Source organism: Nonomuraea sp. 10N515B (genome assembly GCF_052245915.1).
In the GTDB taxonomy this organism is placed as follows: Bacteria; Actinomycetota; Actinomycetes; order Streptosporangiales; family Streptosporangiaceae; genus Nonomuraea.
The window spans coordinates 46,378-68,510 of record NZ_JBQQBQ010000052.1 but is presented as its reverse complement, the minus strand read 5'-3'; the positions used below and the strand labels follow the sequence as shown (position 1 = coordinate 68,510).

At 71.4% G+C, this 22,133-nt stretch carries 18 protein-coding genes; 8 read left to right on the top strand and 10 right to left on the bottom strand.

Going from position 1 to position 22,133, the window contains the following annotated elements:
- Window positions 1-121: 121 nt before the first annotated feature.
- Window positions 122-1,630, bottom strand: a complete 1,509-nt coding sequence (locus ACTWQA_RS45310) for a CocE/NonD family hydrolase (protein WP_443165046.1) — start codon at window positions 1,628-1,630, stop codon at window positions 122-124.
- Between the two features lie 7 nt (window positions 1,631-1,637).
- Window positions 1,638-2,951 carry a CitMHS family transporter gene (locus tag ACTWQA_RS45305; protein ID WP_443165045.1) on the bottom strand — a complete coding sequence of 438 codons (1,314 nt, stop codon included), beginning with the start codon at window positions 2,949-2,951 and terminating at the stop codon, window positions 1,638-1,640.
- 153 nt (window positions 2,952-3,104) lie between these two features.
- Between ACTWQA_RS45305 and ACTWQA_RS45300 the strand changes: the two genes are divergently transcribed.
- From ACTWQA_RS45300 to ACTWQA_RS45285, 4 genes are all read left to right on the top strand, one after another.
- Window positions 3,105-4,043, top strand: a complete 939-nt coding sequence (locus ACTWQA_RS45300; RefSeq protein ID WP_443165044.1) for a LysR family transcriptional regulator — start codon at window positions 3,105-3,107, stop codon at window positions 4,041-4,043.
- 107 nt (window positions 4,044-4,150) lie between these two features.
- Complete coding sequence (locus ACTWQA_RS45295) at window positions 4,151-5,353, top strand: CaiB/BaiF CoA transferase family protein (protein WP_443165043.1); 1,203 nt, start codon at window positions 4,151-4,153, stop codon at window positions 5,351-5,353.
- A complete protein-coding gene (locus ACTWQA_RS45290; RefSeq protein ID WP_443165042.1) occupies window positions 5,343-6,221 on the top strand; it encodes an HpcH/HpaI aldolase/citrate lyase family protein in 879 nt (292 codons plus the stop codon). The genes ACTWQA_RS45295 and ACTWQA_RS45290 overlap by 11 nt, the downstream gene beginning before the upstream one ends.
- Window positions 6,222-6,261: 40 nt before the next feature.
- The gene (locus ACTWQA_RS45285) at window positions 6,262-6,990 is read left to right on the top strand and encodes an SAM-dependent methyltransferase (RefSeq protein ID WP_443165041.1); all 729 of its coding nucleotides are present in this window, start codon (window positions 6,262-6,264) and stop codon (window positions 6,988-6,990) included.
- 5 nt (window positions 6,991-6,995) lie between these two features.
- On the opposite strand, the gene ACTWQA_RS45280 is transcribed toward ACTWQA_RS45285, so the two are convergent.
- Together ACTWQA_RS45280 and ACTWQA_RS45275 are read right to left on the bottom strand one after the other, a co-directional pair.
- The gene (locus ACTWQA_RS45280; protein ID WP_443165040.1) at window positions 6,996-7,316 is read right to left on the bottom strand and encodes a tetratricopeptide repeat protein; all 321 of its coding nucleotides are present in this window, start codon (window positions 7,314-7,316) and stop codon (window positions 6,996-6,998) included.
- A 1-nt stretch (window position 7,317) separates the two neighbouring features.
- Complete coding sequence (locus ACTWQA_RS45275) at window positions 7,318-8,307, bottom strand: pirin family protein (protein ID WP_443165039.1); 990 nt, start codon at window positions 8,305-8,307, stop codon at window positions 7,318-7,320.
- Between the two features lie 116 nt (window positions 8,308-8,423).
- Between ACTWQA_RS45275 and ACTWQA_RS45270 the strand changes: the two genes are divergently transcribed.
- A complete protein-coding gene (locus ACTWQA_RS45270; protein ID WP_443165038.1) occupies window positions 8,424-9,056 on the top strand; it encodes a TetR/AcrR family transcriptional regulator in 633 nt (210 codons plus the stop codon).
- A 34-nt stretch (window positions 9,057-9,090) separates the two neighbouring features.
- A complete protein-coding gene (locus ACTWQA_RS45265; protein ID WP_443165037.1) occupies window positions 9,091-9,501 on the top strand; it encodes an acyl-CoA thioesterase in 411 nt (136 codons plus the stop codon).
- Here ACTWQA_RS45265 and ACTWQA_RS45260 read toward each other — a convergent pair.
- Window positions 9,498-10,289 (bottom strand): SDR family oxidoreductase, encoded by a 792-nt coding sequence (locus ACTWQA_RS45260; RefSeq protein ID WP_443165036.1) that lies wholly within the window; start codon window positions 10,287-10,289, stop codon window positions 9,498-9,500. The two genes, ACTWQA_RS45265 and ACTWQA_RS45260, sit on opposite strands and share 4 nt — an antisense overlap.
- 287 nt (window positions 10,290-10,576) lie before the next feature.
- On the opposite strand from ACTWQA_RS45260, the gene ACTWQA_RS45255 reads away from it, so the two are divergent.
- Window positions 10,577-14,416: a Pls/PosA family non-ribosomal peptide synthetase gene (locus tag ACTWQA_RS45255; protein ID WP_443165035.1), complete on the top strand. Its 3,840-nt coding sequence runs from the start codon at window positions 10,577-10,579 to the stop codon at window positions 14,414-14,416.
- Window positions 14,413-15,699 carry a M1 family metallopeptidase gene (locus tag ACTWQA_RS45250; protein WP_443165048.1) on the top strand — a complete coding sequence of 429 codons (1,287 nt, stop codon included), beginning with the start codon at window positions 14,413-14,415 and terminating at the stop codon, window positions 15,697-15,699. The genes ACTWQA_RS45255 and ACTWQA_RS45250 overlap by 4 nt, the downstream gene beginning before the upstream one ends.
- A 51-nt stretch (window positions 15,700-15,750) precedes the next feature.
- Here the strand turns inward: ACTWQA_RS45250 and ACTWQA_RS45245 are convergent, their stop codons facing one another.
- The 5 genes from ACTWQA_RS45245 to ACTWQA_RS45225 form a co-directional block, all read right to left on the bottom strand.
- Window positions 15,751-16,329: a GTP-binding protein gene (locus ACTWQA_RS45245; protein ID WP_305918244.1), complete on the bottom strand. Its 579-nt coding sequence runs from the start codon at window positions 16,327-16,329 to the stop codon at window positions 15,751-15,753.
- Complete coding sequence (locus ACTWQA_RS45240; protein WP_049565056.1) at window positions 16,310-16,636, bottom strand: DUF742 domain-containing protein; 327 nt, start codon at window positions 16,634-16,636, stop codon at window positions 16,310-16,312. Before ACTWQA_RS45240 ends, ACTWQA_RS45245 begins: the two co-directional genes overlap by 20 nt.
- A 102-nt stretch (window positions 16,637-16,738) precedes the next feature.
- A complete protein-coding gene (locus ACTWQA_RS45235) occupies window positions 16,739-17,161 on the bottom strand; it encodes a roadblock/LC7 domain-containing protein (protein WP_090935862.1) in 423 nt (140 codons plus the stop codon).
- Window positions 17,158-20,478, bottom strand: coding sequence for a nitrate- and nitrite sensing domain-containing protein (locus ACTWQA_RS45230; protein ID WP_443165034.1), 3,321 nt, complete (start codon window positions 20,476-20,478; stop codon window positions 17,158-17,160). Before ACTWQA_RS45230 ends, ACTWQA_RS45235 begins: the two co-directional genes overlap by 4 nt.
- Window positions 20,479-20,730: 252 nt before the next feature.
- A complete protein-coding gene (locus ACTWQA_RS45225; protein ID WP_443165033.1) occupies window positions 20,731-22,128 on the bottom strand; it encodes an aminobutyraldehyde dehydrogenase in 1,398 nt (465 codons plus the stop codon).
- Between the last annotated feature and the right edge of the window lie 5 nt (window positions 22,129-22,133).

The following is a 22,133-nucleotide window of genomic DNA, read 5'->3' as shown; positions in this document are numbered from 1 at the left end:
GCGATCGACGACCTCGCCCAACAGGCAGGCCTCGCCGCCTAAACCCCGCCTAAACCAGCCCGTTCGAGCTCATTCGAACAAACTCCGGCTCACCATGACCGCCTCCGGGCGGCTAAGCCTTCTAGCGGGTCGTCAGAGTGACCGCCGAGCCGCCGTGGCCGAGCCGCAGTGCCACCCGGCCGGCGGGGGCGTCGGAGTCGATCTCCGGGTAGTCGTCGCTGGACACCGTGACCCGGATGGTGTGCCCGGCGGGCACCCGGTAGTGGGTGGGCCAGGTGCGGAGGTCGAGGTCGTACACCTTGCCCGGGCGCACGGGGACCGCCCGCTCGTGGCCGTGCCTATGACTCGCCTTCAGCCAGCCCTGGGTGATGCGCGTGGCCGTGCCGTCAGGGGCGACGTCCTCCACCACGACCGCGATGTTGCCGTCGGCGGCGGTGAACGAGGCCTGTACGCTCGCCTGGACGTCACCGGCCAGCACCAGGTCACGCGGGAGCGGCCCGGTCTGGAACGCCAGCCGCTGCCCGGGCCCGCCCGCGACCGGCTGGGTGTTGACCTCGAACGTCCGGGTCGCCGCCGCTCCGGGATCGGGTGACAGGACGCGGTCCGCGCCGAGGCCGAGCCGTACCCGCCGGGTCCCGGAAGGCGGCCAGGTCGTGAACTGCCGCCAGCCCGTTCCGGGCGCCTCGTAGGAGGTCACCTTGGCAGCGGGCAGGGGCGCGCCGGGCCGTCGTGCCAGCCAGCGGTCCCACCAGGCGAGGTACGCCCCGTTGCCGATGTCGGCGGGCTGCCCCGCCGGCCAGCCGTGCACCCACGGGCCCGCCACCAGCCACACGTTGTGCGGGCGGGCCTGGAAGTTCTCCACCATGCCGCCGCGGTAGCGGTCGTACCACCCGGCGATCTCCAGGACCGGGACGTCGAGGTCCACGTAGCGGGACTTGACGCTACGCTCGCGCCAGAAGTCGTCGTAGAGCGGATGTTGCGCGTACGTGGTCAGGGTGTCCGGGGCGACGGCGCGCTGCCAGTCGCGGATCCTGGCCGAGTAGATGCCACCGCGGTAGATCGTGTTCTCGTACCAGTCGCTGATGCCGTCCACGGGAATGATGGCGGCCAGGTGGGGCGGCTTGTTGACGGCGACGAGCAGGGACGAGTGGCCGCCGTAGCTGACGCCGGTCTGCCCGATGCGGCCGGTGGACCACGGCTGGGCGGCCAGCCACTCGATGAGGTCGTAGTTGTCGCGCTGCTCCTGAGCGCTGAACGGGTCGAGGTGGCCTGGGGACTCGCCTGAGCCGCGGGCGTTGCAGATCGCCGCCGCGTATCCCCGCTCGACGAAGTACGCGGCGGCCCGGCCCTGCGCTTCCAGCTGGTCGTAGGCGTTGTAGTCGTAGACGATGCCGGGGAAGCGTCCGGGGGCGGGCGTGCCGTCGGGGGCGCCGGGCCGGTGGAGGTCGCAGACCAGGTGGCTGCCGTCGCGCAGCGGCACGGTGATGCTCGCGGTGTGGACGCCGTACTCGGCGGGGCGGTCGTAGGCGAAGAACGGGTCGGCGGGCAGCGTGGCCTCGGCGTGCGCGGCCGGGATCAAGGTGCAGGCCAAGATCAGGGCGGCCGACGTGGCGAGCAGGGTCTTCTTCATGGGTTCCTCAGAGGGGGAAGGCGCCGGTCAGCAGGGCGACGACGGTCATGACGAGCGTGGTGGCGAAGGCCCAGCCGAAGATGAAGCGCTGGTGCTCCCCCAGTTGCACGCCGCTCATCCCGACCAGGATGAACGTGGAAGCGGTGAGCGGGCTGAGCGGGAACCCGGTGGTCATCTGGCCGAGGATGGCGGCGCGGGCCACCTCGGCGGGCGCGCCGCCGAGGCCGCTCGCGGTCTCGGCCAGCACCGGCAGGACGCCGAAGTAGTACGCGTCCGGGGTGAACACCAGGCTCAGCGGCATGCCGGTGAGCGCCACCAGAACGGGCAGGTGCCCGCCGAGCGCATCGGGAATGACCTGGACGAACGCGCCCGCCATCTCGCTGATCATCTTGGTTCCGGTGAGGACGCCGGTGAACACGCCCGCCGCGAAGATCATCGTGGTGACCAGGACGACGCTCTTGCCGTGCCGTTCCAGCAGCTCCTGCTGCCGCTCCCAGCTCGGGTGGTTGACCAGCAGCGCGATCGCGAACCCGACCACGAACAACACCGGCAGCGGCATGACCTCCAGCACCAGCCCGGCCAGCAGGGCGACGGTGAGCAGCAGGTTGAAGACGAGGAGCGCGGGCCGGGTGGGCTCTGGGGCCCGCAACGTGCCGGGCCCTTCTCCGGCCACCCGCTCCGGCTCGGGCTGCTCTTCGAGGGTCACCTTGCCGAGCCGGCGGCGTTCCCTGAGCCCGATCAGGTACGCCGCCACCAGCACCCACAGAATCCCCGCCGCCATCGCGGGCAGGACCGGCGTGAACACCTGCGAGCTGTCCAGCTTCAACGCCGCCATGGCCCGGGCCGTGGGGCCGCCCCAGGGGATCATGTTCATGACGCCGGCGCCGAGGCAGACCACGCCGGTCAGCACGAGCGGGCTCATGCCGAGCCGCCGGTAGACCGGCAGCAGGGCGGAGACCGTGATGAGGAACGTCGAGGCGCCGTCCCCGTCCAGTGCCACGCACATGGTGAGCACGGCCGTCCCGACGGCGATGCGTAGCGGATCGCCCTTGGCCACGCGCAGGACGCCGCGGATGAGCGGGTCGAAGAGACCAGCGTCGATCATCAGGCTGAAGTACAGGACCGCGAACGCGATCATGATGCCGGTCGGCGCGACCTTGGTCAGCCCGTCGAGGATCAGCTTGCCCAGCTCGCCGCCGAAGCCGCCGGCCAGGGCGGCCAGCACGGGTATCAGGACCAGGGCGATCAGGACCGACACCCGCTTGGTCATGGTGAGCAGCAGGAACAGTGCGATCGTGGTGAATCCCAGGGCTGCCAGCATGGTGGTCGCTCGCCTTCTCGTCCTTGCCCGGCTCGCGGGGGGTTACGTGCCGGAGTGTTACGGAAGAGTTTCCGAGCGACGAATTCGCAGGTCCAGCATCAAAGCAACATTTATCCATGCATTCTGCGCAATAGTTGCGTCTATGCTCGCGGCATGGAGGCGAACCTGCGACTCCTGGCCGCGTACGCCGCCGTGGCCAGGGCGGCGAGCTTCACCGCGGCGGCGGCCGAGCTGCACGTCTCCCAGTCGTCGCTCAGCCGCGCGGTGGCCGAGCTGGAGCGACTGCTCGGCGCCCAGCTGCTGGCACGCGACACCCGGAATGTGCAGTTGACCGCCGCGGGCGCGGAGACGCTCCGTGTGGCCGAGCAGATCGTGACCGCGCACCGGTCGGGCATGAAGGAGCTGGAGCGGTACCTGCTCGGCGAGTCCGGCGTGGTCGCCGTGGCCACGCTGCCATCCCTCGCCGCAGTGCTGCTGCCCCAGGTGATCTCGGAGTTCCGGCAGCGGCGGCCGCTGGTGTCGCTGCGCATCATGGACGGCTTGGAGCAGGTGGTGCTTGGCCGGGTGTTGTCGGGGGACGCGGACTTCGCGATCTCCACGGTCGGCGCCACGTCCGAGCAGCTCGACCACCGCCCGCTGATCAAGGACCGCTTCCACGCGGTGCTGCCCGAGCACCATCCGCTCGCCGACCGGGAGCGGGTGACCTGGGAGGAGCTGGCGCGCGAGCCGTTCCTGGCCGTGGGGCCGGAGTCGAGCGTGCGCCGGCTCACCGACTCGGCCTTCGCCCAGGCCGGTACGACGGCGACACTCGCGGCCGAGGCGGGCAGCGTGGCGACGGTGGGCGGCCTGGTCACCGCGGGGCTCGGCGTGTCGGCGATGCCCGCCCTCGTGCTGCCGCTCATGGGCGCCGCCGGTCCCCTGGTCTACCGGCCGCTCGCCGAGCCTGCCGTGGATCGCCGCCTGGACGTCGTGGTCCGTGCCCGCCGTACGTTGCCGCTGGCCACGAGCGCGTTCCTCGACCTGCTCGACAGTTTCCGGCGGGAGCAGCGGACCCTGCCCACCGGGGTCACGTGGAACCATCGCGCCGATTGATGCGTAAATCGCATTGATTGATGGATTTCTTGTGCTGGACACGCATTTCACCGTCTCGGCAGGATGAAACGACCGCAACCGCGATCGGGAGGCGAAGGAGCGCGCGGGTGACAAGCACAGGTGAGGGTCAGCTACGCGGGCTGAAGGTGGTGGAGTTCGCGCACGTGGTGGCCGGTCCGATGGCCGGTTCCATGCTCGCCGACCAGGGCGCGGACGTCGTGCACGTCGAGGCCCCCGGATCCGGTGACGCGGCCCGCGCCATGGGGCCGGCCAGGGACGGCGTGCCGCTGTGGTTCAAGGTCGCCGGCCGCAACAAACGATCGGTCACCCTCGACCTGCACGACGCGACCGGTCGTGAGGTCGCCCACCGGCTGGTCACCTGGGCGGACGTCGTGATCGTCACCCTGCGCGCCGGGCGGCTGCGCGCGTGGGAGCTCGACTGGCAGGCGGTGCACCGGATCAACCCTCGATGCATCCTGCTGCAGATCTCCGGATTCGGCGCCACGTCCTCCCGCGCGAACGATCCGGGCTTCGGCAAGATGGGCGAGGCCAGGAGCGGGGTGGTGCACCTGACCGGGTTCCCCGGCGGGCCGCCCGTGCACACCGGTTTCTCCCACGGCGACGCCGTCACCGGGCTGATGGGCGCGTACGCCGTGCTCGCCGCCCTGCACCGGCGCGCAACCGACGCGGACTTCGACGGCGAGTGGATCGACCTGGCGCTCTTCGAGCCGCTGTTCCGGCTGATCGAATGGCAGGTCATCGCGCACGACCAGCTCGGCGTCGTGCCGGAGCGGGCCGGCAACCAGCTCGCCGTGGCGCCGGCCGCGGTGATCAACACCTATCGTTCGGGCGACGGCGACTGGATCACGGTGACGTCGGCGACTCTCCGCTCGGTACGCAACGTGGCGCGGCTGCTCGGTCTGCCGGAGGAGGAGTTCGCCACCGCCGAGCAGCAGCACGCCGGGCGGGAGCGGCTGGACGCGGGCCTGCGGGAGTGGGTGGCCGGACGCGGGACCACCGAGTGCCTGGAGTCGTTCGCCGCGGCCGAGGTGGTGGCCTCCCAGGTGTTCACCGCCGCCGACATCGCCGCCGACCCTATCTACGCCGAGCGCGGCGACATCATCACCATCGACGACGCCGACCTCGGCCCCGTCCGCATGCAGGGCGTGATCCCGCATTTCCGCCGTCGGCCGGGGCGGGTCTGGCGTACCGGGCCGGCGCTCGGGCAGGACAACAAGCTCGTATACGGCGACTGGCTGGGGCTGAGCGAGGACGAGCTGGCCGACCTGGAGAAGCGCGGTGTCATCTAACCGGCTCCCGCTGCGTTCCCTGCTCTTCGTCCCCGGCACCAGGACGGACTGGCTGGCCAAGGCGCAGGCCGCCGGCGCCGACGCGGCGATCCTCGACCTGGAGGACGCCGTCCCGCCCGCCGCCAAGGCCGAGGCCCTCAGGAAGGTGGCCGAGGCGGTGGCAGACTCGACCGGCCCCATGGCCCTGCTCGTCCGCGTCAACGCACTGGACGGCTGGCCGGCGGCCGAGGAGCTGCGGGCGATCGCGCACGAGCGGCTCGCGGGAGTCGTGCTGCCCAAGGTGAGCGGCCCTGACGACGTGCGGCTGGCGGACCGGCTGCTCGGCTGGTGCGAACGCGAGCGCGGCCTGCCCGCCGGTCACATCGCACTGGTGCCGCTGCTGGAGACGGCCCGCGGCCTGCGGAAGGCATACGAGGTCGGCCGGGCTGCCGGGCGGGTCGCGTACCTGGGCGCCGTCACCGCGCCAGGCGGCGACGTCGAGCGCGCCGTCGGCTACCGCTGGAGCCCGGCCGGCGTCGAGACGCTGGGCCTACGCTCGCGCGTGCTCCTGGACGTCCGCGCCGCCGGCACGCCCAACCCCGTGGCCGGACTGTGGACCCGCGTCTCCGACCTCGACGGCCTGCGCGCCTTCGCCGAGCAGAACCGCGCTCTCGGCTACGAGGGCATGATGGCGATCCATCCCTCCCACGTGCGCGCGATCAACGAGGTCTTCTCCCCCGGCCCTGAGGAACTGGACCGCTGCGCCCGGCTGGTGGCGGCCGTGGAGGCGGCGCAGGCGAGCGGGACGGGGGCGGTGCGGTTCGAGGGCGAGATGGTGGACGAGGCCATGGCCACCACGGCCCGCCTCCTCCTCGAACGCCAGAGGTGAGCGCGGAAAACGTGTTGCCGGCGCCGAGATGATGGACGGCATGGACCGACAGCTGATCAGCGCCATCGCTCACCGCGACCATCCGATCGCCACCCCCATCACGCACGACAACCTCGACCGGTTGCTGCGCCGGGCGGAGCTGCCGGACGGCGCCCGCATCCTCGACCTCGGCTGCGGCGAGGCCGCGTGGTCGCTGCGGGCGCTTGAGCTCGTCCCATCGGCCGTCGCCGACGGCGTGGACCTCTCTCCTCACGCCATTTCCGCCGCCGAACGCGCCGCCGCCGCCCGTGGCCTGACCGACCGGCTGTCACTGCATCTGACGCCCGCCGCGGACTTCCCCGCCACCGACCCGTACGACCTGGTGCTCTGTGTAGGCTCCACCCACGCCTTCGGCGGGCTGAAGGAGACCATGGACGCCGTGTCCCGCTTCGTCCGCCCGGGCGGGCTGGCGCTGGTCGGCGAGGGATTCTGGGAGCGCACTCCCGATCCCGCCCTCGCCGAGGCCATCGGCACGTTCCCGGACCTGGCGGGCACGATCGCGGCGGCCGAGTCCGGCGGCTGGCTGACCGTCTACGGCCATGTGAGCGACCTGGCCGAATGGGACGAGTACGAGCTGTCGTGGACCGGCACCCTGGCCCGCTGGGCCGCCGCCAACCCCGGCCCCGACGGCGAGCAGGCCATGGCCGCCATGAGACAGCACCGTGACATGTGGCTCACCGGTTACCGTGGCGTGCTCGGCTTCGTCTCCCTCCTGCTGCAGCGCGTCTAGGCGGGTCACTCTCCGGTCATCGCGGCATGGAGCCGCAGGTACGGCTCCGCGTCCTTCGGCCTGTTCTGGCGCTGCAGCGTACGGCCGAGCAGCAGGCAGGCGTACCCCTCGGCCGGGTCGCGCTCCAGGATCAGCCGGAGCTCGGCCTCGGCCCGGCCGAGCTGGGCCGAGTGGTAGTAGGCACGGGCCAGCAGCAGCCGGCTCGCCAGGTTCTCCGGGGCCGCCTCGACCACCCCGGCCAGGATGCGAGCGGCCCCGATGTAGTCCTCCGCGGCGAAGAACAGGCGGCCGCGCTCGTACTCCTCGGCCAGGTTCTCGATCACCATGTCACTCCTTTCCGGGGACGGGCCCCTCGGCGTGCGGGACGCGTCCGGCGGGGACGACGCCCAGGCGGCCGGCCTGGTAGTCCTCCATCGCCTGAACGATCTCGGCGCGGGTGTTCATCACGAAGGGGCCGTAGTGCACGACCGGCTCCCGGATCGGCTGCCCGCCGAGCAGCAGCACCTCCAGGTTGGGCTCGGCCTGGGGCTGGGCGGTGTCGGCGGCGACGGTGAGCGCCCCGCCCTGGCCGAAGACGGCCAGTTGTCCCTTGCGTACCGGCCGGCGTTCGTCCCCGGCGTAGCCCTGCCCGGCCAGCACGTACGCGAGCGCGTTGAAGCCGGGGTTCCACGGCAGCTCCAGCCGCGCTCCGGGGGTCACGGTCGCGTGCACCATCGTGATCGGGGTGAACGTGACGCCGGGACCAGCGTGCCCATCCAGCTCACCGGCGATCACCCGCAGCAGCGCGCCGCCGTCGGCCGAGGCGAGCAGCGCCGTCTGGCGACCGCGGATGTCCTGGTAGCGGGGCAGGTGGAACTTGTGGGCACGGGGCAGGTTGACCCACAGCTGGACGCCGTGGAACAGCCCGCCCGACACCACCAGGTGCTCCGGGGGCTTCTCGATGTGCAGCAGCCCGGACCCCGCGGTCATCCACTGCGTGTCGCCGTCGGTGATCGTGCCACCGCCGCCGTTGGAGTCCTGGTGCTCGAAGATGCCGTCCATGATGTAGGTGACGGTCTCGAAGCCGCGGTGCGGGTGCCAGGGGGTGCCCTTGGGCTCGCCGGGGGCGTACTCGACTTCGCCCATCTGGTCCATGTGAATGAACGGGTCCAGCGTGGACTGCGGCACGCCGGCGAAGGCGCGCCGCACCGGGAAGCCCTCGCCCTCGAACCCGCTGGGCGCGGTCGTCACGGACCGCACGGGGCGGCGTGCGACCGCGGTCGGATCGGGGACGGCGACACGCGGCAGCGTCAGGGTGTCGGCGGTGATGGCGGGCATAATCCCTCCTGGCTGTTGAATATTCAATTACATCTGCCCGCCTCAACGCGGGTGTACGGCCCGGCATTCCCGGCTCAACTTTACGACCGATCGGTCGTTCATATAGTCTGGGCCGCATGACACAAGACGGCCGGCTGCTACGGGGGATGCGCAGCCGCGAGACGATCCTCCAGCAGGCGGTGGGGCTGGCCTCCGTCGAAGGCCTGGCCGGGCTCTCCTTGGGGCGGCTGGCGACGACGACCGGCATCAGCAAGTCCGGACTTTTCGCGCACTGGCGCGACAAGGAGCAACTGCAGCTTGATGCGGTGGAATGGGCCACCCGCCAATGGACCGAGCAGGTGGTCGGGCCCGCCCTGCGCGCCCCCGCGGGCGTGCGGCGCCTGTTCGCGCTGCACGAGGCGCGGCTGGCGTTCTACGGCGACGGCGTGCTGCCCGGCGGGTGTTTCTTCTTCGCCGTGCAGGCCGAGTTCGACGACCGGCCCGGAGCCGTTCACGACCGCCTCGCGCGGGCCATGCGCGAGTGGCAGGAGTTCATCAGGCGACTGGTGGCCGGCGCCGTCGAGCTGGGCGAGCTGGCCGAGAGCGTGGATCCGGCCCAGCTCGCCTACGAGATCGACGCACTCGGCGAAATGGTCATCATCCATTCCCGGCTGCTCGACGGGCCGGCCGTTCTCGCTCATGCCCGCCGTGCCGTGCTCCAGCGGCTGCGCACCCTCTCCCCTCACCCTGAGCTGCTCCCGGAGGATTGACATGATGGAACACGGCGTTTGTGAGCCTGTCCAGGTGCATTTCGATGACCTCGACGCGATGGGCCTGCTGCACAACTCCCGGTATGCCTTGCTGGTCGAGCGGGCGATCAGCGCCTATTGGCACCGGCTCGGCTGGGCCCCCGACGCCGCCGCGTCGGCGTTCAAGGACGTGTTCCTGGCCGTGCGGGAGTTCAAGGTGACCTACAACGTGCCTATCGCGGGGGTGGGCGAGCCGCTGGTGCACTTCTGGATCGATCGTCTTGGCCGTACGAGCGGGGTGTACGGCTTCCGTGTGCTGTCGGCGGACCGCTCGGTGGTGCACGCGGAGGGCTATCGCGTCAACGTCAACCTGGATCCCGCCACCTTCCGGCCGGCGCCGTTCAGCGACGAGCTCCGCACCGCGGCCGCGCCTCTACTGCTCCCCGCAGTGCCGGTCCCCTCCTAGCGGCCTCGGCGCTTCTGCTCGGCCAGGAAGTCCTCCCAGGTCCGGCGGCCGACGGCGTGGTCCGGGGCAAGGTTGGCGCCAGCTCGGAACGCGGCCGCGGCCTTGCCCGGGCTCCGGACCGGCAGGATCAGCCGGCGTTTGCCGGTGGCCTTCACGTAGTCGCGGGCCAGCTCCTCCATCCTGTACACGCGCGGCCCGGCGATGTCGGGCACGAGCCCGGCGGGCTCGTCCAGGGCGAGCTCGACCAGCCGGGCCGCCACCTCGCCTGCGTCGACCGGCTGGAACCTGGCACCGCCCCACGTCATCAGCACCGGCAGCTTGGCCATCGTCCCCAGCGTCGTCCAGACCCAGTCGTGGAACTGGGTGGCGCGCAGGGTGGTCCACGGCAGTCCGGACGCGGCGATGACCTGCTCGGCTTCCCGCTTGGCCGCGAAGTAGCCGAACATGGCGCGGTCGATGCCGCTGACGACCGGGACCCGGTCGGCGCCGACGACTGAGATGTACACCACATGCGGGGCGCCCGCCCGCGACGCCGCCTGCACCAGGTTGCGGGCCTTGACCTCATCGCCCTTGGCGCTTCCCGCGCAGTGCACGATCGTCTCGACGCCGTCCACCGCGGCCTGCAGCCCCTCACCGGTGGACATGTCGCCGGTCACGTACTCGATACCGTTCTCGGGCCCGTGGCCGCCCCGGCTGAGCACCCTTACCTCGCAACCGGCCTTCCGCAGCAGCGGCACCACCAGGCGCCCCAGCGTGCCCGTCCCGCCGGTGACCAGAATCGGTGACATGATGTCTTCCTCCCTTTCGTGGACCTCTACTGCGCTGACCCGCGGCGAGGGAGGAATGTGACGCGGCCCGTGGAACGCCAGTCCGGCGCAGGTCGCGGAATAGCAGCGGATATAGCGGTCGTTGGGCACGGGGGTGGCGCGATCGCCACGGAAGTGGCGGATGATGTGGATGCGCGGCAGATGCCTCCTGGGCAGGCGCCACCGACCGCCTGACTCAGGGAGCAGCATTGTCTCGTCACTCGGCCGATTTACGCCCTAGGACCGCGTCCGCCGTCTACCCCGCCGGCATGCTCGCGCCGCCACCGCGCACGTTGCTCGACATCCTCGACGAGACGACGCGCCGTCATCCGGAGGCGCCCGCTCTGGACGACGGCACCGTGCGCCTCGACTACCGCTCGTTGCGTGCCGAGGTGGACCGGGTCGCGGCCGAGCTCGCGGACGCCGGGGTCGGCGGCGGCGCCAGAGTCGGCGTGCGCATCGCCTCGGGAACCGCCGAGTTGTACGTCTCCATCCTCGCCGTGCTCGCGGTCGGCGCCGCGTACGTGCCCGTCGACGCCGACGACCCGGACGAGCGCGCCGAACTGGTCTTCGCCGAGGCCGGGGTCGACGCCGTCCTCTCCGGCAAGCTGACGATGCACGGCGGCGCGGGAACCGCTGCGCCACTGTCCGAGGGCGCGGAGACCGCTGCGCCACTGTCCGAGGGCGCGGGGAGGGCTGCGGAGGCGCCGCTCCCGGACGACGACGCGTGGATCATCTTCACGTCCGGGTCCACCGGCAGGCCGAAGGGGGTCGCGGTGACGCACCGGTCCGCGGCCGCTTTCGCCGACGCCGAAGCGGGACTCTTCCTGCCGGAGCGGCCGCTGGGCCCCGGCGACCGGGTGCTGGCCGGGCTCTCCGTGGCCTTCGACGCCTCGTGCGAGGAGATGTGGCTGGCCTGGCGGCACGGCGCCTGCCTCGTGCCCGCGCCGCGAGCCCTCGTACGCACCGGGATGGACCTGGGCCCCTGGCTGGCCGCCCAGCGCGTGACGGCGGTCTCGACCGTGCCGACGCTGGCCGCGCTCTGGCCCGTCGAGCACCTCGCCGGGATCCGGCTGCTCATCTTCGGCGGCGAGGCATGCCCGCCCGAGCTGGCCGAGCGGCTCGCCGTACCGGGGCGGGAGGTGTGGAACACCTACGGGCCCACCGAGGCGACGGTGGTGGCGTCCGCCGCGCGGCTCACCGGCGAGGGTCCCGTGCGCATCGGACTGCCCCTCGACGGGTGGGACCTGGCGGTGATCGGCGACTCGGGTGAGCCGGTGGCCATGGGTGAGACCGGCGAACTCGTCATCGGGGGCGTGGGGCTGGCCCGTTACCTGGACCCGGTGAAAGACGCCGAGAAGTACGCGCCGCTGCCGTCGCTGGGCTGGGAACGCGCCTACCGCAGCGGTGATCTCGTCCGGGCCGAGCCCGAGGGCCTCGTCTTCGTCGGCCGGGCCGACGACCAGGTGAAGCTCGGCGGGCGCAGGATCGAGCTGGGCGAGGTGGACGCCGCGTTGCAAGCGTTGCCGGGCGTCACCGGCGCGGCCGCCGCGGTCCGCACCGCGGGCGGCGGCCACCAGGTGCTCGTGGGGTATGTCGTCACCGGACCCGGCTTCGACGCAAGTGAGGCGCGCGAGCTGCTCGCCGGCTCGCTCCCCGCCGCCCTGGTGCCGCGCCTGGCGCCGGTCGACTCGCTCCCGACGAGGACCTCCGGCAAGATCGATCGTGACGCGCTGCCCTGGCCGCTGGCTGAGCCGTCCGCGCCCGCGGCCGCGGCCGCGTGGAGCCCGGCCGAGGCGCTGCTCGCGGAGCGGTGGACCGGCATCCTCGGCGTCGCGCCGGAAGGACCGGATGCGGACTTCTTCGCCGACGGCGGCACCAGCCTGGCCGCGGCCCGGCTGGTGTCCGTGCTGCGCCCCGACTATCCGGATGTGGCGGTGGGCGACATGTACGCACAGCCGACGCTCGCCGGGCTGGCGCGGCTCCTGATCGCGAGAGGCGAGCGCGAGCCGGCGCGGCCGCCCGTGTCGCCCATGCCCCGGCGGGCCGCTCTCGTGCAGTCGTTGCTCATGGTTCCGCTGCTCACGGCCGGCGCGATGCGCTGGGTCGTGCTGCTGGCGGCGCTCAACAACCTGCTCGCGCCACCGTGGGCACCGGCTCTGTCCTGGTGGTGGGTAGCACTGGGCGCGCTGGCGTTCGTCGCCCCCATGGGGCGGATGGGCCTGTCCGCAGGGCTGGCCCGGCTGTTGCTGCGCGGCGTACGGCCGGGCAGCCACCCACGCGGTGGCGGCGTGCATCTGAGACTGTGGTTCGCCGAGCAGTTCGCGGCCAGACTCGGCGTCCCCGACCTGGCCAGCGCCCCCTGGATGACGTGGTACGCCCGGATGCTCGGCGCCAAGGTCGGCGCGGAGTCCGATCTGCACTCGCCTCCGCCCGTCACAGGACTGCTCAGGCTGGGCCGGGGCGCGTCGGTCGAGCAGGAGGTCGACCTCAGCGGCCACTGGTACGACGGCGACCTGCTGCACATCGGCGAGATCCGGATCGGCGCGGGCGCCACCGTCGGCTCCCGCTCGACGCTGCTGCCCGGTGCGAAGATCGGGAAGAACTCCAGGATCGCGCCGGGATCGGCGGTCGCCGGCACCGTGCCCGCAGGCGAGCTCTGGGCCGGCGCGCCGGCGTTCCGGCAGGGCAAGTCACGCAAACCAGGAGAGCGAGCCGTCCGGTCCCGCTTCTGGGCGACGTTGTACGGCCTGACCGCCATCGCGCTCAGCCTGCTTCCGGCGGTCGCTGCCGGAGCCGGCCTCGCGGTTCTGGCCGCGTTCGCCGGGGACGCGGGCACGCTCGGCGAGGCCCTCGCCTCCGCCCTGGCCGGCGTGCCGCTGGCGACGATCACCGGCATGGCGGCCTTCGCCCTGGTCACGCTGGTCAGCGTGCGGCTGCTCGGGCTGCGCCTGCGTCCGGGGAACCACCCGGTGCACAGCCGCCAGGCGTGGCAGGCCTGGGCGACGGGACGGCTGATGGCCGCGGCACGCGTCTGGCTCTTCCCGTTGTACGCGAGCGTCCTCACCCCCGCGTGGCTGCGGGCCCTCGGCATGAAGGTGGGCCGCGGCGTCGAGCTGTCCACGGTCCTCGCCCTGCCGACGATGACGTCGGTCGGCGACGGCGCCTTCCTGGCGGACGACACGATGCTCGCCCCGTACGAGCTGGACGGCGGCTGGATGCGCATCGCCTCCGCGCGCATCGGCAAGCGCGCCTTCCTCGGCAATTCGGGGATGACCGCACCGGGGCGCAAGGTGCCCAAGGACGGCCTGGTCGGGGTGCTGTCGGCGGCGCCGAAGAAGGCCAAATCCGGCTCGTCGTACGTGGGCATGCCGCCCATCGAGCTGCGCCGCACCGCCGAAGAGGCCGACCGGAGCCGGACCTACGACCCGCCCGCGCGGTTCAAGGCCGCCAGGGCCCTCGTCGAGGGGTTCCGCGTGGTGCCCGCGATGTGCGCGGTCGCGCTCGCCGTCCTGGTCGCCGCCGCCTTCGAAGGGCTCGCGGCCCGGTACGGCTTCGCCGTGACGGCCGCCCTGGCCGGTGTCGTCATGCTGGCCGCCGGGGTGGTCGCGGCAGCGGTCGCGACGGCCGCCAAGTGGGCGCTGGTCGGCCGGATCCGGAGTGGGAACCAGCCGCTGTGGAGTTCGTTCGTGTGGCGTAACGAGCTGGCGGACAACTTCATCGAGGTGCTGGCGGCGCCCTGGTTCGCGCAGCCGTGGCTGGGCACTGCGCCGCTGAACGTGTGGCTGCGCTCACTTGGGGCACGGATCGGACATGGAGTCACCTGTGACACGTACTGGCTTCCCGAGGCGGATCTGGTGACCCTTGGCGACGGGGCCTGCGTCAACCGGGGCTGCGTCCTGCAGACGCATCTCTTCCATGACCGGGTCATGAGCATGGACACGGTGACGCTCGAGGCCGGCGCGACGCTGGGACCGCACGGCGTGGTGCTGCCGGCCGCGCGGGTGGGCGCCGACACCACGATCGGTCCCGCCTCGCTGGTCATGCGCGGTGAGACCGTGCCGAGCCGGGCCAGGTGGTTCGGCAACCCCATCTCGGCGTGGCGATGACGTCGTATTTCCCAGGGCACGGCGACCACCGGTACGGCGTCACGCACTACGACCTGACGCTGAAGTACCGGGTCCCGGCCAACCGGCTCGACGGCACGGCCCGGCTGACGGTGTCCGCCGCCGAGCCCCTTACCACCCTCGACCTGGATCTCGGCAAGTTCCGGGTGGCGAGCGTCACGGTGGACGGCGGCTCGGCCCGATATTCGCCCGGCAAGGGCAAACTGCGCGTGACCTTGCCGCGTCCGTTGCCGGCGGAAGCGCGTGCCGAGGTCGAGGTGCGTTACTCCGGCAGCCCCGTGCCGGTGCCGAGCCCCTGGGGCGGCCTCGGCTGGGAGGAGCTGACCGACGGCGCGCTCGTGGCCGGCCAGCCGATCGGCGCGCCTTCCTGGTTCCCGTGCAACGACCGGCCCGGCGACAAGGCGTCCTACCGCATCTCTGTGACCACCGCGTCGCCGTACCAGGCGATCGCGAACGGCGTGCTGGTCGCGCGGCGCCGCACGGCCGGGAGCACGACGTGGATCTACGACCAGAGCGAGCCCATGGCGAGCTACCTGGCGAGCGTGCAGATCGGGCGCTACCAGCTCGCCGAGGTCGCCGGAACCCGGCTGGCCCACCCGGCGCGCCTCGCCACCCGCGTGCGGCGGGACTTCGGCCGGCAAGGCGAGATGATGGCGCTGTTCACCGACCTGTTCGGGCCCTATCCGTTCAGCGGCTACACCGTCGTGGTGGCCGACGACGACCTGGACATCCCGGTCGAGGCCCAGGGCATGTCGATCTTCGGCAGGAACCATGTCGACGGCATGCGCGGGTCCGAGCGCCTGATCGCGCACGAGCTGGCGCACCAGTGGTTCGGCAACAGCCTCACCGTGGCCTGCTGGCGCGACATCTGGCTGCAGGAGGGATTCGCCGCCTACGCCGAGTGGCTCTGGTCGGAGGCGTCCGGCAGCCCCTCCACCGACGAGCACGCCCAGCGCTGGCACCACAGGCTCGCGCTGCTCCCCCAGGACTTCGTCCTGGCCGACCCCGGCCCGGCCATGCTGTTCGACGACCGCGTCTACAAGCGGGGCGCGCTGACCCTGCACGCGTTGCGCCGGGCCCTGGGCGACCAGGTCTTCTTCGCGGTCCTGCGCGCCTGGACGGCGGAGCGGCGGCACGGGAGCGTCACCACCATGGGGTTCGCCGCCCACGTCCACCGGCACGCCTCACGGCCGGTGGGACCGCTGCTGTCCGCCTGGCTGTACGACAAGCCGCTCCCGCCCATGAACCCGCTGCCGCGCTGGTGAACCCGTGGGTGCCGCCGTGGAACCTACGACCGGGCGGCACCCGGGAGACGTCTATACGGGCGTGTGCATGTGGCGGGTCAGGGCGTGCTCCACCAACGTGATCAAGGTCGCCTTGACGGACTCTCGTTGCCGGGCGTCCAGGCGCACGATGGGGATGTGGCCGCCGACCGACATGGCCTCGCGGATATCCTCCTCGCCGTGCGCGAACTGGCCGTCCCAGCCGTTGACACCGATCACGAACGGCAGTTTCGCCTCTTCGAAGTAGTCGATGGCCGGGAAGCTGTCGGCCAGGCGGCGGGTGTCCACCAGCACGACCGCGCCGATCGCGCCCTTGACCAGGTCGTCCCACATGAACCAGAACCGGTGCTGTCCAGGCGTGCCGAACAGGTAAAGGATCAGTTCACGGTCCAGCGAGACGCGGCCGAAGTCCATGGCGACGGTCGTGGTCGTCTTGTTCGGCGTGAGCGAGACGTCATCGACGTGAGCGGAGGCGTCCGTCATGACCGCCTCCGTGGTGAGCGGGAGGATCTCCGACACCGCACCCACGAACGTCGTCTTGCCCACGCCGAAACCCCCGGCCACGACGATCTTCGTCGAGGTCAGGCCGGGGCTAGAGCCTGCGAAGTCCACTGAGCACCCTTTCGAGCAAGTTGAGGTCCGGCTTTCCCGCGTCCAGCGCAGGCTGGTGCACGCGGATCAGGCCCTCCGACGCCATGTCGGCGATCAGCACCCGGACCACACCAAGGGGCTGGCGTAAAAGGGCGGAGATCTCAGCAACCGACCGGACGTTCCGGGTCAGTTGGATGATCGCCTGATACTCCGGACTCAGTAGGGAAATGTCTTGGTATTCCGACGTCACGGAGGACACCAGTGCCTCCATGGCGAACTTCATCCGCGGGGCCGTGCGCCCCCCGGTCACGGCATACGGCCGTACCAGGGAGCTCGGCTTCTGCGGACGGGGAGCCGCCGGATGCGGCGGAGTGCTATCACCAGCCCAACCCTGACCTGTCACTATGATCTCCGTTCACACACCCCCGCGCTAGCGGGGGCGGGCCGCTTGCAACTCAGCGCGTACGGCCGGAGTCAGCACCTGCCCCGCACGCTCGACCAGCAGGGTCATCTGGTACGCCACCAGGCCCATGTCACAGTCGGGCGCGGCCAGGACCGCCAAGCAGGATCCATCGCTGATGGACATGATCATCAATAGCCCGCGCTGCATCTCGATGACGGTCTGCGTCACCATGCCGCCTTCGAAGACCCGCGCGGCACCCTGGGTCAGGCTGATCACGCCCGAGGCGACCGCCGCGAGCTGATCGGCCCGGTCCTTGGGAAACCCCTCGGAGAAGGCCAGTGGCAGGCCGTCAGACGAGACCACGACCGTGTGCGCGACGCCTGGCACATTGTTCACGAAATCCGTGATCAGCCAGCTAATGCCACGCGCTCCCTGGCTCATCTCTCTCATTTGTCCTCCTCATTTTCTTCACCGCGGGTGAACGCTCGGCCTTGCCGGACACCCTGCTGGAAGCTGGAGAGCCGGTTACGCAGTCGCTCTGGCGAGATCTGCGGCGCCGGCGACGTGGGCTGGGGCTCGGCGAGGCTGGCCGTACCGGGCACCAGGTTGGCCTTGGGGACGCGGCGCGGCAGGCCCGAGGCCGTGGTGCCGCCCTGCGCGGGCTGGGCGGCCGCCTGCGCGGCCTGGAAGCCGGAGTCCGCGGGCGAGGACCAGGACGCGCCTGCACCGGACTGGCCAGGCTTGCGCTGGGGCAGCGGCGTCGTCCCCGGAGACGCGGGCGCGTCGGAGGGGATGGCCGGGTGCACGGCGGTGGTCTCGGACTCTTCCTCGAACGAGGGCCCGGACTGCGAGTGCTGATCGGCCGGGAACAGCGGCTCGGAGCGCGGCTTCAGCTGCTCGGGATCCGGCCGGCGGAACCAGTCGGAGCCGACCGACGAGAAGATCGGCAGGAACTCCTCGCCGTGCTCCTCCATGGGCGAGTTGCGCACGACCGGCAGCGGGCCGGTCATGTCCTGGGAGGAGTAGCGGCCGGGCCCGAACGGATCGTAGTCGCCGTGCCCATTCTGCTGGAACCCGTCGGCGGGCTTGGGCTGCTCACCGAACGGGGCGCGGTAGTCATCGCCGTACTGCGGCCGCGGCGAGTCCTCCGACTCGAACATCGACCTGCGCGGCATCGGGTCGGCGAAGGACGACCACGGGGCCGGCTCCTGCTGGTCCTTCGGCGGCTCAGTGGCGAACGAGGGCCAGCGCGGCTCCTCCTCCGGCAGGGGCGGTGGCTGCTCGGCGAACGACGGCCACCGGTTCTCCGCGAACGAATGAGGCTGCGCGGGCGCGGGCGGCGCCTCCTCCGCGAACGACGGCCAGCGAGGCTCCTCGGACCAGCGCTGTTCCTCCTGCGGCCGGGCAACCGGCGGTTCCTCGGCGAACGACGGCCAGCGTGGCTCGTCGGCCACGCCTCCCGGCGCCCCGCCGGGCATCCCACCTGCCGGCTGGTCTCCGAACGCCGCAGGCTGCTGCTCGCCGAACGAGGACGACTCACCGAACGACGCAGGCTGCTGCCCGCCGAACCCGGGCTGCTCACCGAACGCCGCAGGCTGCTGCCCGCCGAACCCGGGCTGCTCACCGAACGCCGCAGGCTGCTGCCCGCCGAACCCGGGCTGCTCACCGAACGCCGCAGGCTGCTCGCCGAAGGACGGCCAGCCGCCGGTCCCCGGCGCGGGCACCGAGCCCGGCCACTCCGTGTCCACCACTTGGTAGGACGGGTCGGCGGAAGGCGTCGAGTGCCGCGGTCCCGATCCGTTCGTCGACGGCTGACCGAACATGCTCGGGTCGAACGACGTGAACGCCTCGTACTGCCCGCCCTGCTGCGGCACCCCGGACGCGCTGGTGATCAGCATGTCGGGCAGCATGACCAGCGCGCTCAGGCCACCGGTCTCCCGCATGCTGAGCTGGACCCTGATGCCGTGCCGCAGCGCCAGCCGGCCGACCACGAACAGGCCCATGCGCCGTGACACCGACACGTCCACCACCGGCGGGTTGGCCAGGCGCCAGTTGGCCTCGGCCAGCTCCTCCTGGCTCATGCCGATGCCCAGGTCGTTGATGGTGACCAGCACGCCGCCCTCGGCAGGGGTGCTGGTGACGGCGACCTTGCTCTCGCGCGGGGAGAACGAGATCGCGTTCTCGATCAGCTCGGCCAGCAGGTGGACGGCGTCGGTGACGGCCGGGCCGACGATCAGCGTGCCGGACGGGATCTGGATCTGGACGCGTTCGTAGTTCTCGACCTCCGACAGCGAGGCGCGGGCGATGTCGACCAGCGGCACCGGCTCGCTCCACTTGCGCGCGGCCTCCTGGCCGGCGAGGACCAGGAGGTTCTCACTGTTGCGGCGCATGCGCGTGGCCAGGTGGTCGAGGCGGAAGAGGTTCGCGAGCCGCTGCTCGTCCTCTTCACCCTGCTCCAGGCCCTCGATGAGCTGCAGCTGCCGCTCGACGAGCGTCTGGCTGCGGCGGGAGAGGTTGACGAACATGGCGTTGACGTTGGCGCGCAGCTTGGCCTCGTCGCCGGCCAGCCGGATCGCCTCGCGGTGGACCTCGTCGAACGCCCGCGCCACTTCACCGATCTCGTCGCGGGTGTTGACGCCGACCGACGGCACCTCGGGCACGTGCGCGCCCTCACCCTGCTCGCGCAGGACGCGGACGGTCTCGGGCAGCCGGGTGGTGGCCACCTGGAGCGCCTCGGCCCGCAGTCGCCGCAGCGGGCGGACCAGCGAGCCGGCCACACGGGTGGTGATGATCAGGACGAGCAGCAGCAGGACGAGGATCATCGCACCGGAGATGATCGCGTTGCGCTGCTCGGTGTTGCTCAGGTCGCTGGTGGTGGTCACGATCTTCGTGGCCAGGGCGTCCTCGACCTTGCGCATGGCGTTGGCGGTCAGGGTGGTGCTGTCGTACCAGAAGTTCAGGTCCCTGCCGGTGGTGACGTCGAGGTCCCTGATCCGGTTGTACTCGCGCACCTGGGCCAGTGCGCGCTGCCGCATGGCGTCGGCGCGGTCGATCTGCAGGCCTCTGACACCCTGCTGGTAGGCCCGCAGGTCCGCGGCATCGGCCACTTGCTCGAAGGCCGCCTGCTCGGACTGCTGCCGGTTCCAGGAGCCCAGGAAGTCGGTGAGGGCCTCGTTGTCCAGCTCGCGCTCGACGAGCGCGACGATCAGGATGATCTGCTGGCGCGAGACCTCCTCCTTCATGCCCTGCAGCGAGCCGAGCGCGGCCACGTCCCGCTGGAGGAGGTCGTCGTTGACGCCGTCTCCCAGGCCGTCCTGGACCGACGAGAAGATGCCGATCATGGTGCTGTACGTGCCGATGGCGGCGCGCGCAGGCACGTTGCCCACCATGGAGTCACGCAAGCTGTCGAGGCCGTCGAGCCAGCGCTTCAGGCTCACGACCCCTTCTTGGACACGAGTGGAGTGCGTCTCGTCGATGTTCGACGCGGCGGTCAGCACCTGCGCCTTGATCTTGTCCGTGGCCTCGCGCTGGGTCTTGAGCTGGACGAAGCGCCCTGCCCTGTCACGGTCGGCGACGTACCACGCGGTGAGCGTGCGTTCCTTGCCGAGCTCGTGGTTGAGCGCGCCGATGCGCTGGACCAGCTCGGCGACCTGAGTCAGGCGCCGGTATTCGGCGCTGGTCCCGATCGCGTTGGCCAGCTGGACACCCGCGAGCAGCACACCCACGACCGTCGGGATGAGGATGAGGGCGACCAGCCTGGAGCGCACACGCCAGTTAGCCAGCCGGAACCTTCCGCCTGTGTACTCCCCTGACCGCGTGTGCCTGGGGTCTTTCGTCCTCACTGACTCTCGCAACCTCTCACCGGTACGTGCTCGAAAGAAATCAGTCACGCGTGGGGCGCATGGGATTACGTCCGGCTGGGTAATTGGAACACAACCCGTACCAGATCGGCCAACCGAACATATCCCATCAAACGTGCCCGTAGCAGCACTTCAAGGCACATAGTGCTGCACGTGATTTCAGGCGGGCCGGAACGAGTCTCGTCCGGCCGGTGCCGCGTGCTTGACCATCAGGTGCCGCGTCACCGAATACTCCAGCACCGCCTCCTGGCTCATGTCCTTGCCGAACCCGCTGCCCTTCACCCCGCCGTGCGGCGCCTCGCTGGCGATGGGAAGATGGTCGTTCACCCAGGTCACGCCCACATCCAGCCGGTGCGAGACGCGCATCGCGCGGGACACGTCGCGCGACCACACCGATGACGCCAAACCGTACCTGGTGTCGTTGGCCAGCCGGACCGCCTCATCCTCGCCGTCGAACGGCAACACGACCAGGACCGGCCCGAACAGCTCTCCTTGAACGATCTCACTTTCCTGTGCGACATCGGTCACAAGTGTGGGCGGGTAGAAAAAACCGGGCCCGTCGAGCGGGACGCCGCCGTGCAGCACCCGCCCGCCCGAGCGGGCGACGAACCCGTGCACCCGCTCCCGATGGGCGGCCGAGATCAACGGGCCGATGTCGGTCGCCGGGTCCCAGGGGTCACCGACGGAAATTTCAGCAAGTGTTGCCCGAAGCGCCTCGACCGCGTCACCGTAGATCTCCTTGGCGACGTAGACGCGGGTCGCGGCCGTGCAGTCCTGCCCGGTGTTGTACGTCGCCCCCATCGCCACGCCGCGAGCCATCTCCGCCACGTCGGCGTCCTCGAAGACCAGTGCCGGCGCCTTGCCGCCGAGCTCCAGGTGCACCCGCTTGAGCGTGGCCGCGGCGCCGGACATCACGGCCCGGCCGGTCTCCGTGGAGCCCGTGACGCTGACCATGTCCACGCCCGGGTCGGTGACCAGCGCCTGGCCGGCCTCGGCGTCGCCGGTGACCGCCTGGACCAGACCTTCGGGCGCGCCCGCCTTGGCGAACAGCTCGGCGAGGCGCAACGTCGTCCGCGGCGTCTGCGGGGCCGGCTTGATCACCACCGCGTTGCCCGCGGCCACCGCCGGACCGACCTTCCAGACCGCCATGACGAACGGGAAATTCCACGGCGCGATCGACCCCACCACCCCGACGGGACGGCGCAGCATGACCGAGGTGTAGCCGGGGCTGAACACCCCGGCGCCCGAGCCGTCGAGCGAGCGGGCGGCGCCGGCGAAGAAGCGCAGGTTGTCCACGGCAAACGGTAGTTCGCCGTCCCTGAACACCGCCGCCGGCTTGCCGGTCTCCTCGACCTCGAGCCTGGTCAGCTCCTCGGCGTCGGCCTCCACGAGGTCGGCCAGCCGTAGCAGCAGCCGCGCGCGCTCGGCGGGCGTGGCCTGCGACCACTCCTCGTACGCGGCACGCGCGGCCCGTACGGCCGACGCCACGCTCTCCACCGGCGTGTCCGGAATTTCGGCACACGGGAGCCCAGTGGCGGGGTTGATCAATTCACGCATGGAAG

Bases quoted from the DNA above. Each gene is read 5' to 3' on its own strand.
- ACTWQA_RS45310 (WP_443165046.1), bottom strand. From the start codon at position 1,630: ATGAAGAAGACCCTGCTCGCCACGTCGGCCGCCCTGATCTTGGCCTGC.
- ACTWQA_RS45305 (WP_443165045.1), bottom strand. From the start codon at position 2,951: ATGCTGGCAGCCCTGGGATTCACCACGATCGCACTGTTCCTGCTGCTC.
- ACTWQA_RS45300 (WP_443165044.1), top strand. From the start codon at position 3,105: ATGGAGGCGAACCTGCGACTCCTGGCCGCGTACGCCGCCGTGGCCAGG.
- ACTWQA_RS45285 (WP_443165041.1), top strand. From the start codon at position 6,262: ATGGACCGACAGCTGATCAGCGCCATCGCTCACCGCGACCATCCGATC.
- ACTWQA_RS45280 (WP_443165040.1), bottom strand. From the start codon at position 7,316: ATGGTGATCGAGAACCTGGCCGAGGAGTACGAGCGCGGCCGCCTGTTC.
- ACTWQA_RS45275 (WP_443165039.1), bottom strand. From the start codon at position 8,307: ATGCCCGCCATCACCGCCGACACCCTGACGCTGCCGCGTGTCGCCGTC.
- ACTWQA_RS45270 (WP_443165038.1), top strand. From the start codon at position 8,424: ATGACACAAGACGGCCGGCTGCTACGGGGGATGCGCAGCCGCGAGACG.
- ACTWQA_RS45260 (WP_443165036.1), bottom strand. From the start codon at position 10,289: ATGTCACCGATTCTGGTCACCGGCGGGACGGGCACGCTGGGGCGCCTG.
- ACTWQA_RS45255 (WP_443165035.1), top strand. From the start codon at position 10,577: ATGCTCGCGCCGCCACCGCGCACGTTGCTCGACATCCTCGACGAGACG.
- ACTWQA_RS45250 (WP_443165048.1), top strand. From the start codon at position 14,413: ATGACGTCGTATTTCCCAGGGCACGGCGACCACCGGTACGGCGTCACG.
- ACTWQA_RS45235 (WP_090935862.1), bottom strand. From the start codon at position 17,161: ATGAGAGAGATGAGCCAGGGAGCGCGTGGCATTAGCTGGCTGATCACG.
- ACTWQA_RS45225 (WP_443165033.1), bottom strand. From the start codon at position 22,128: ATGCGTGAATTGATCAACCCCGCCACTGGGCTCCCGTGTGCCGAAATT.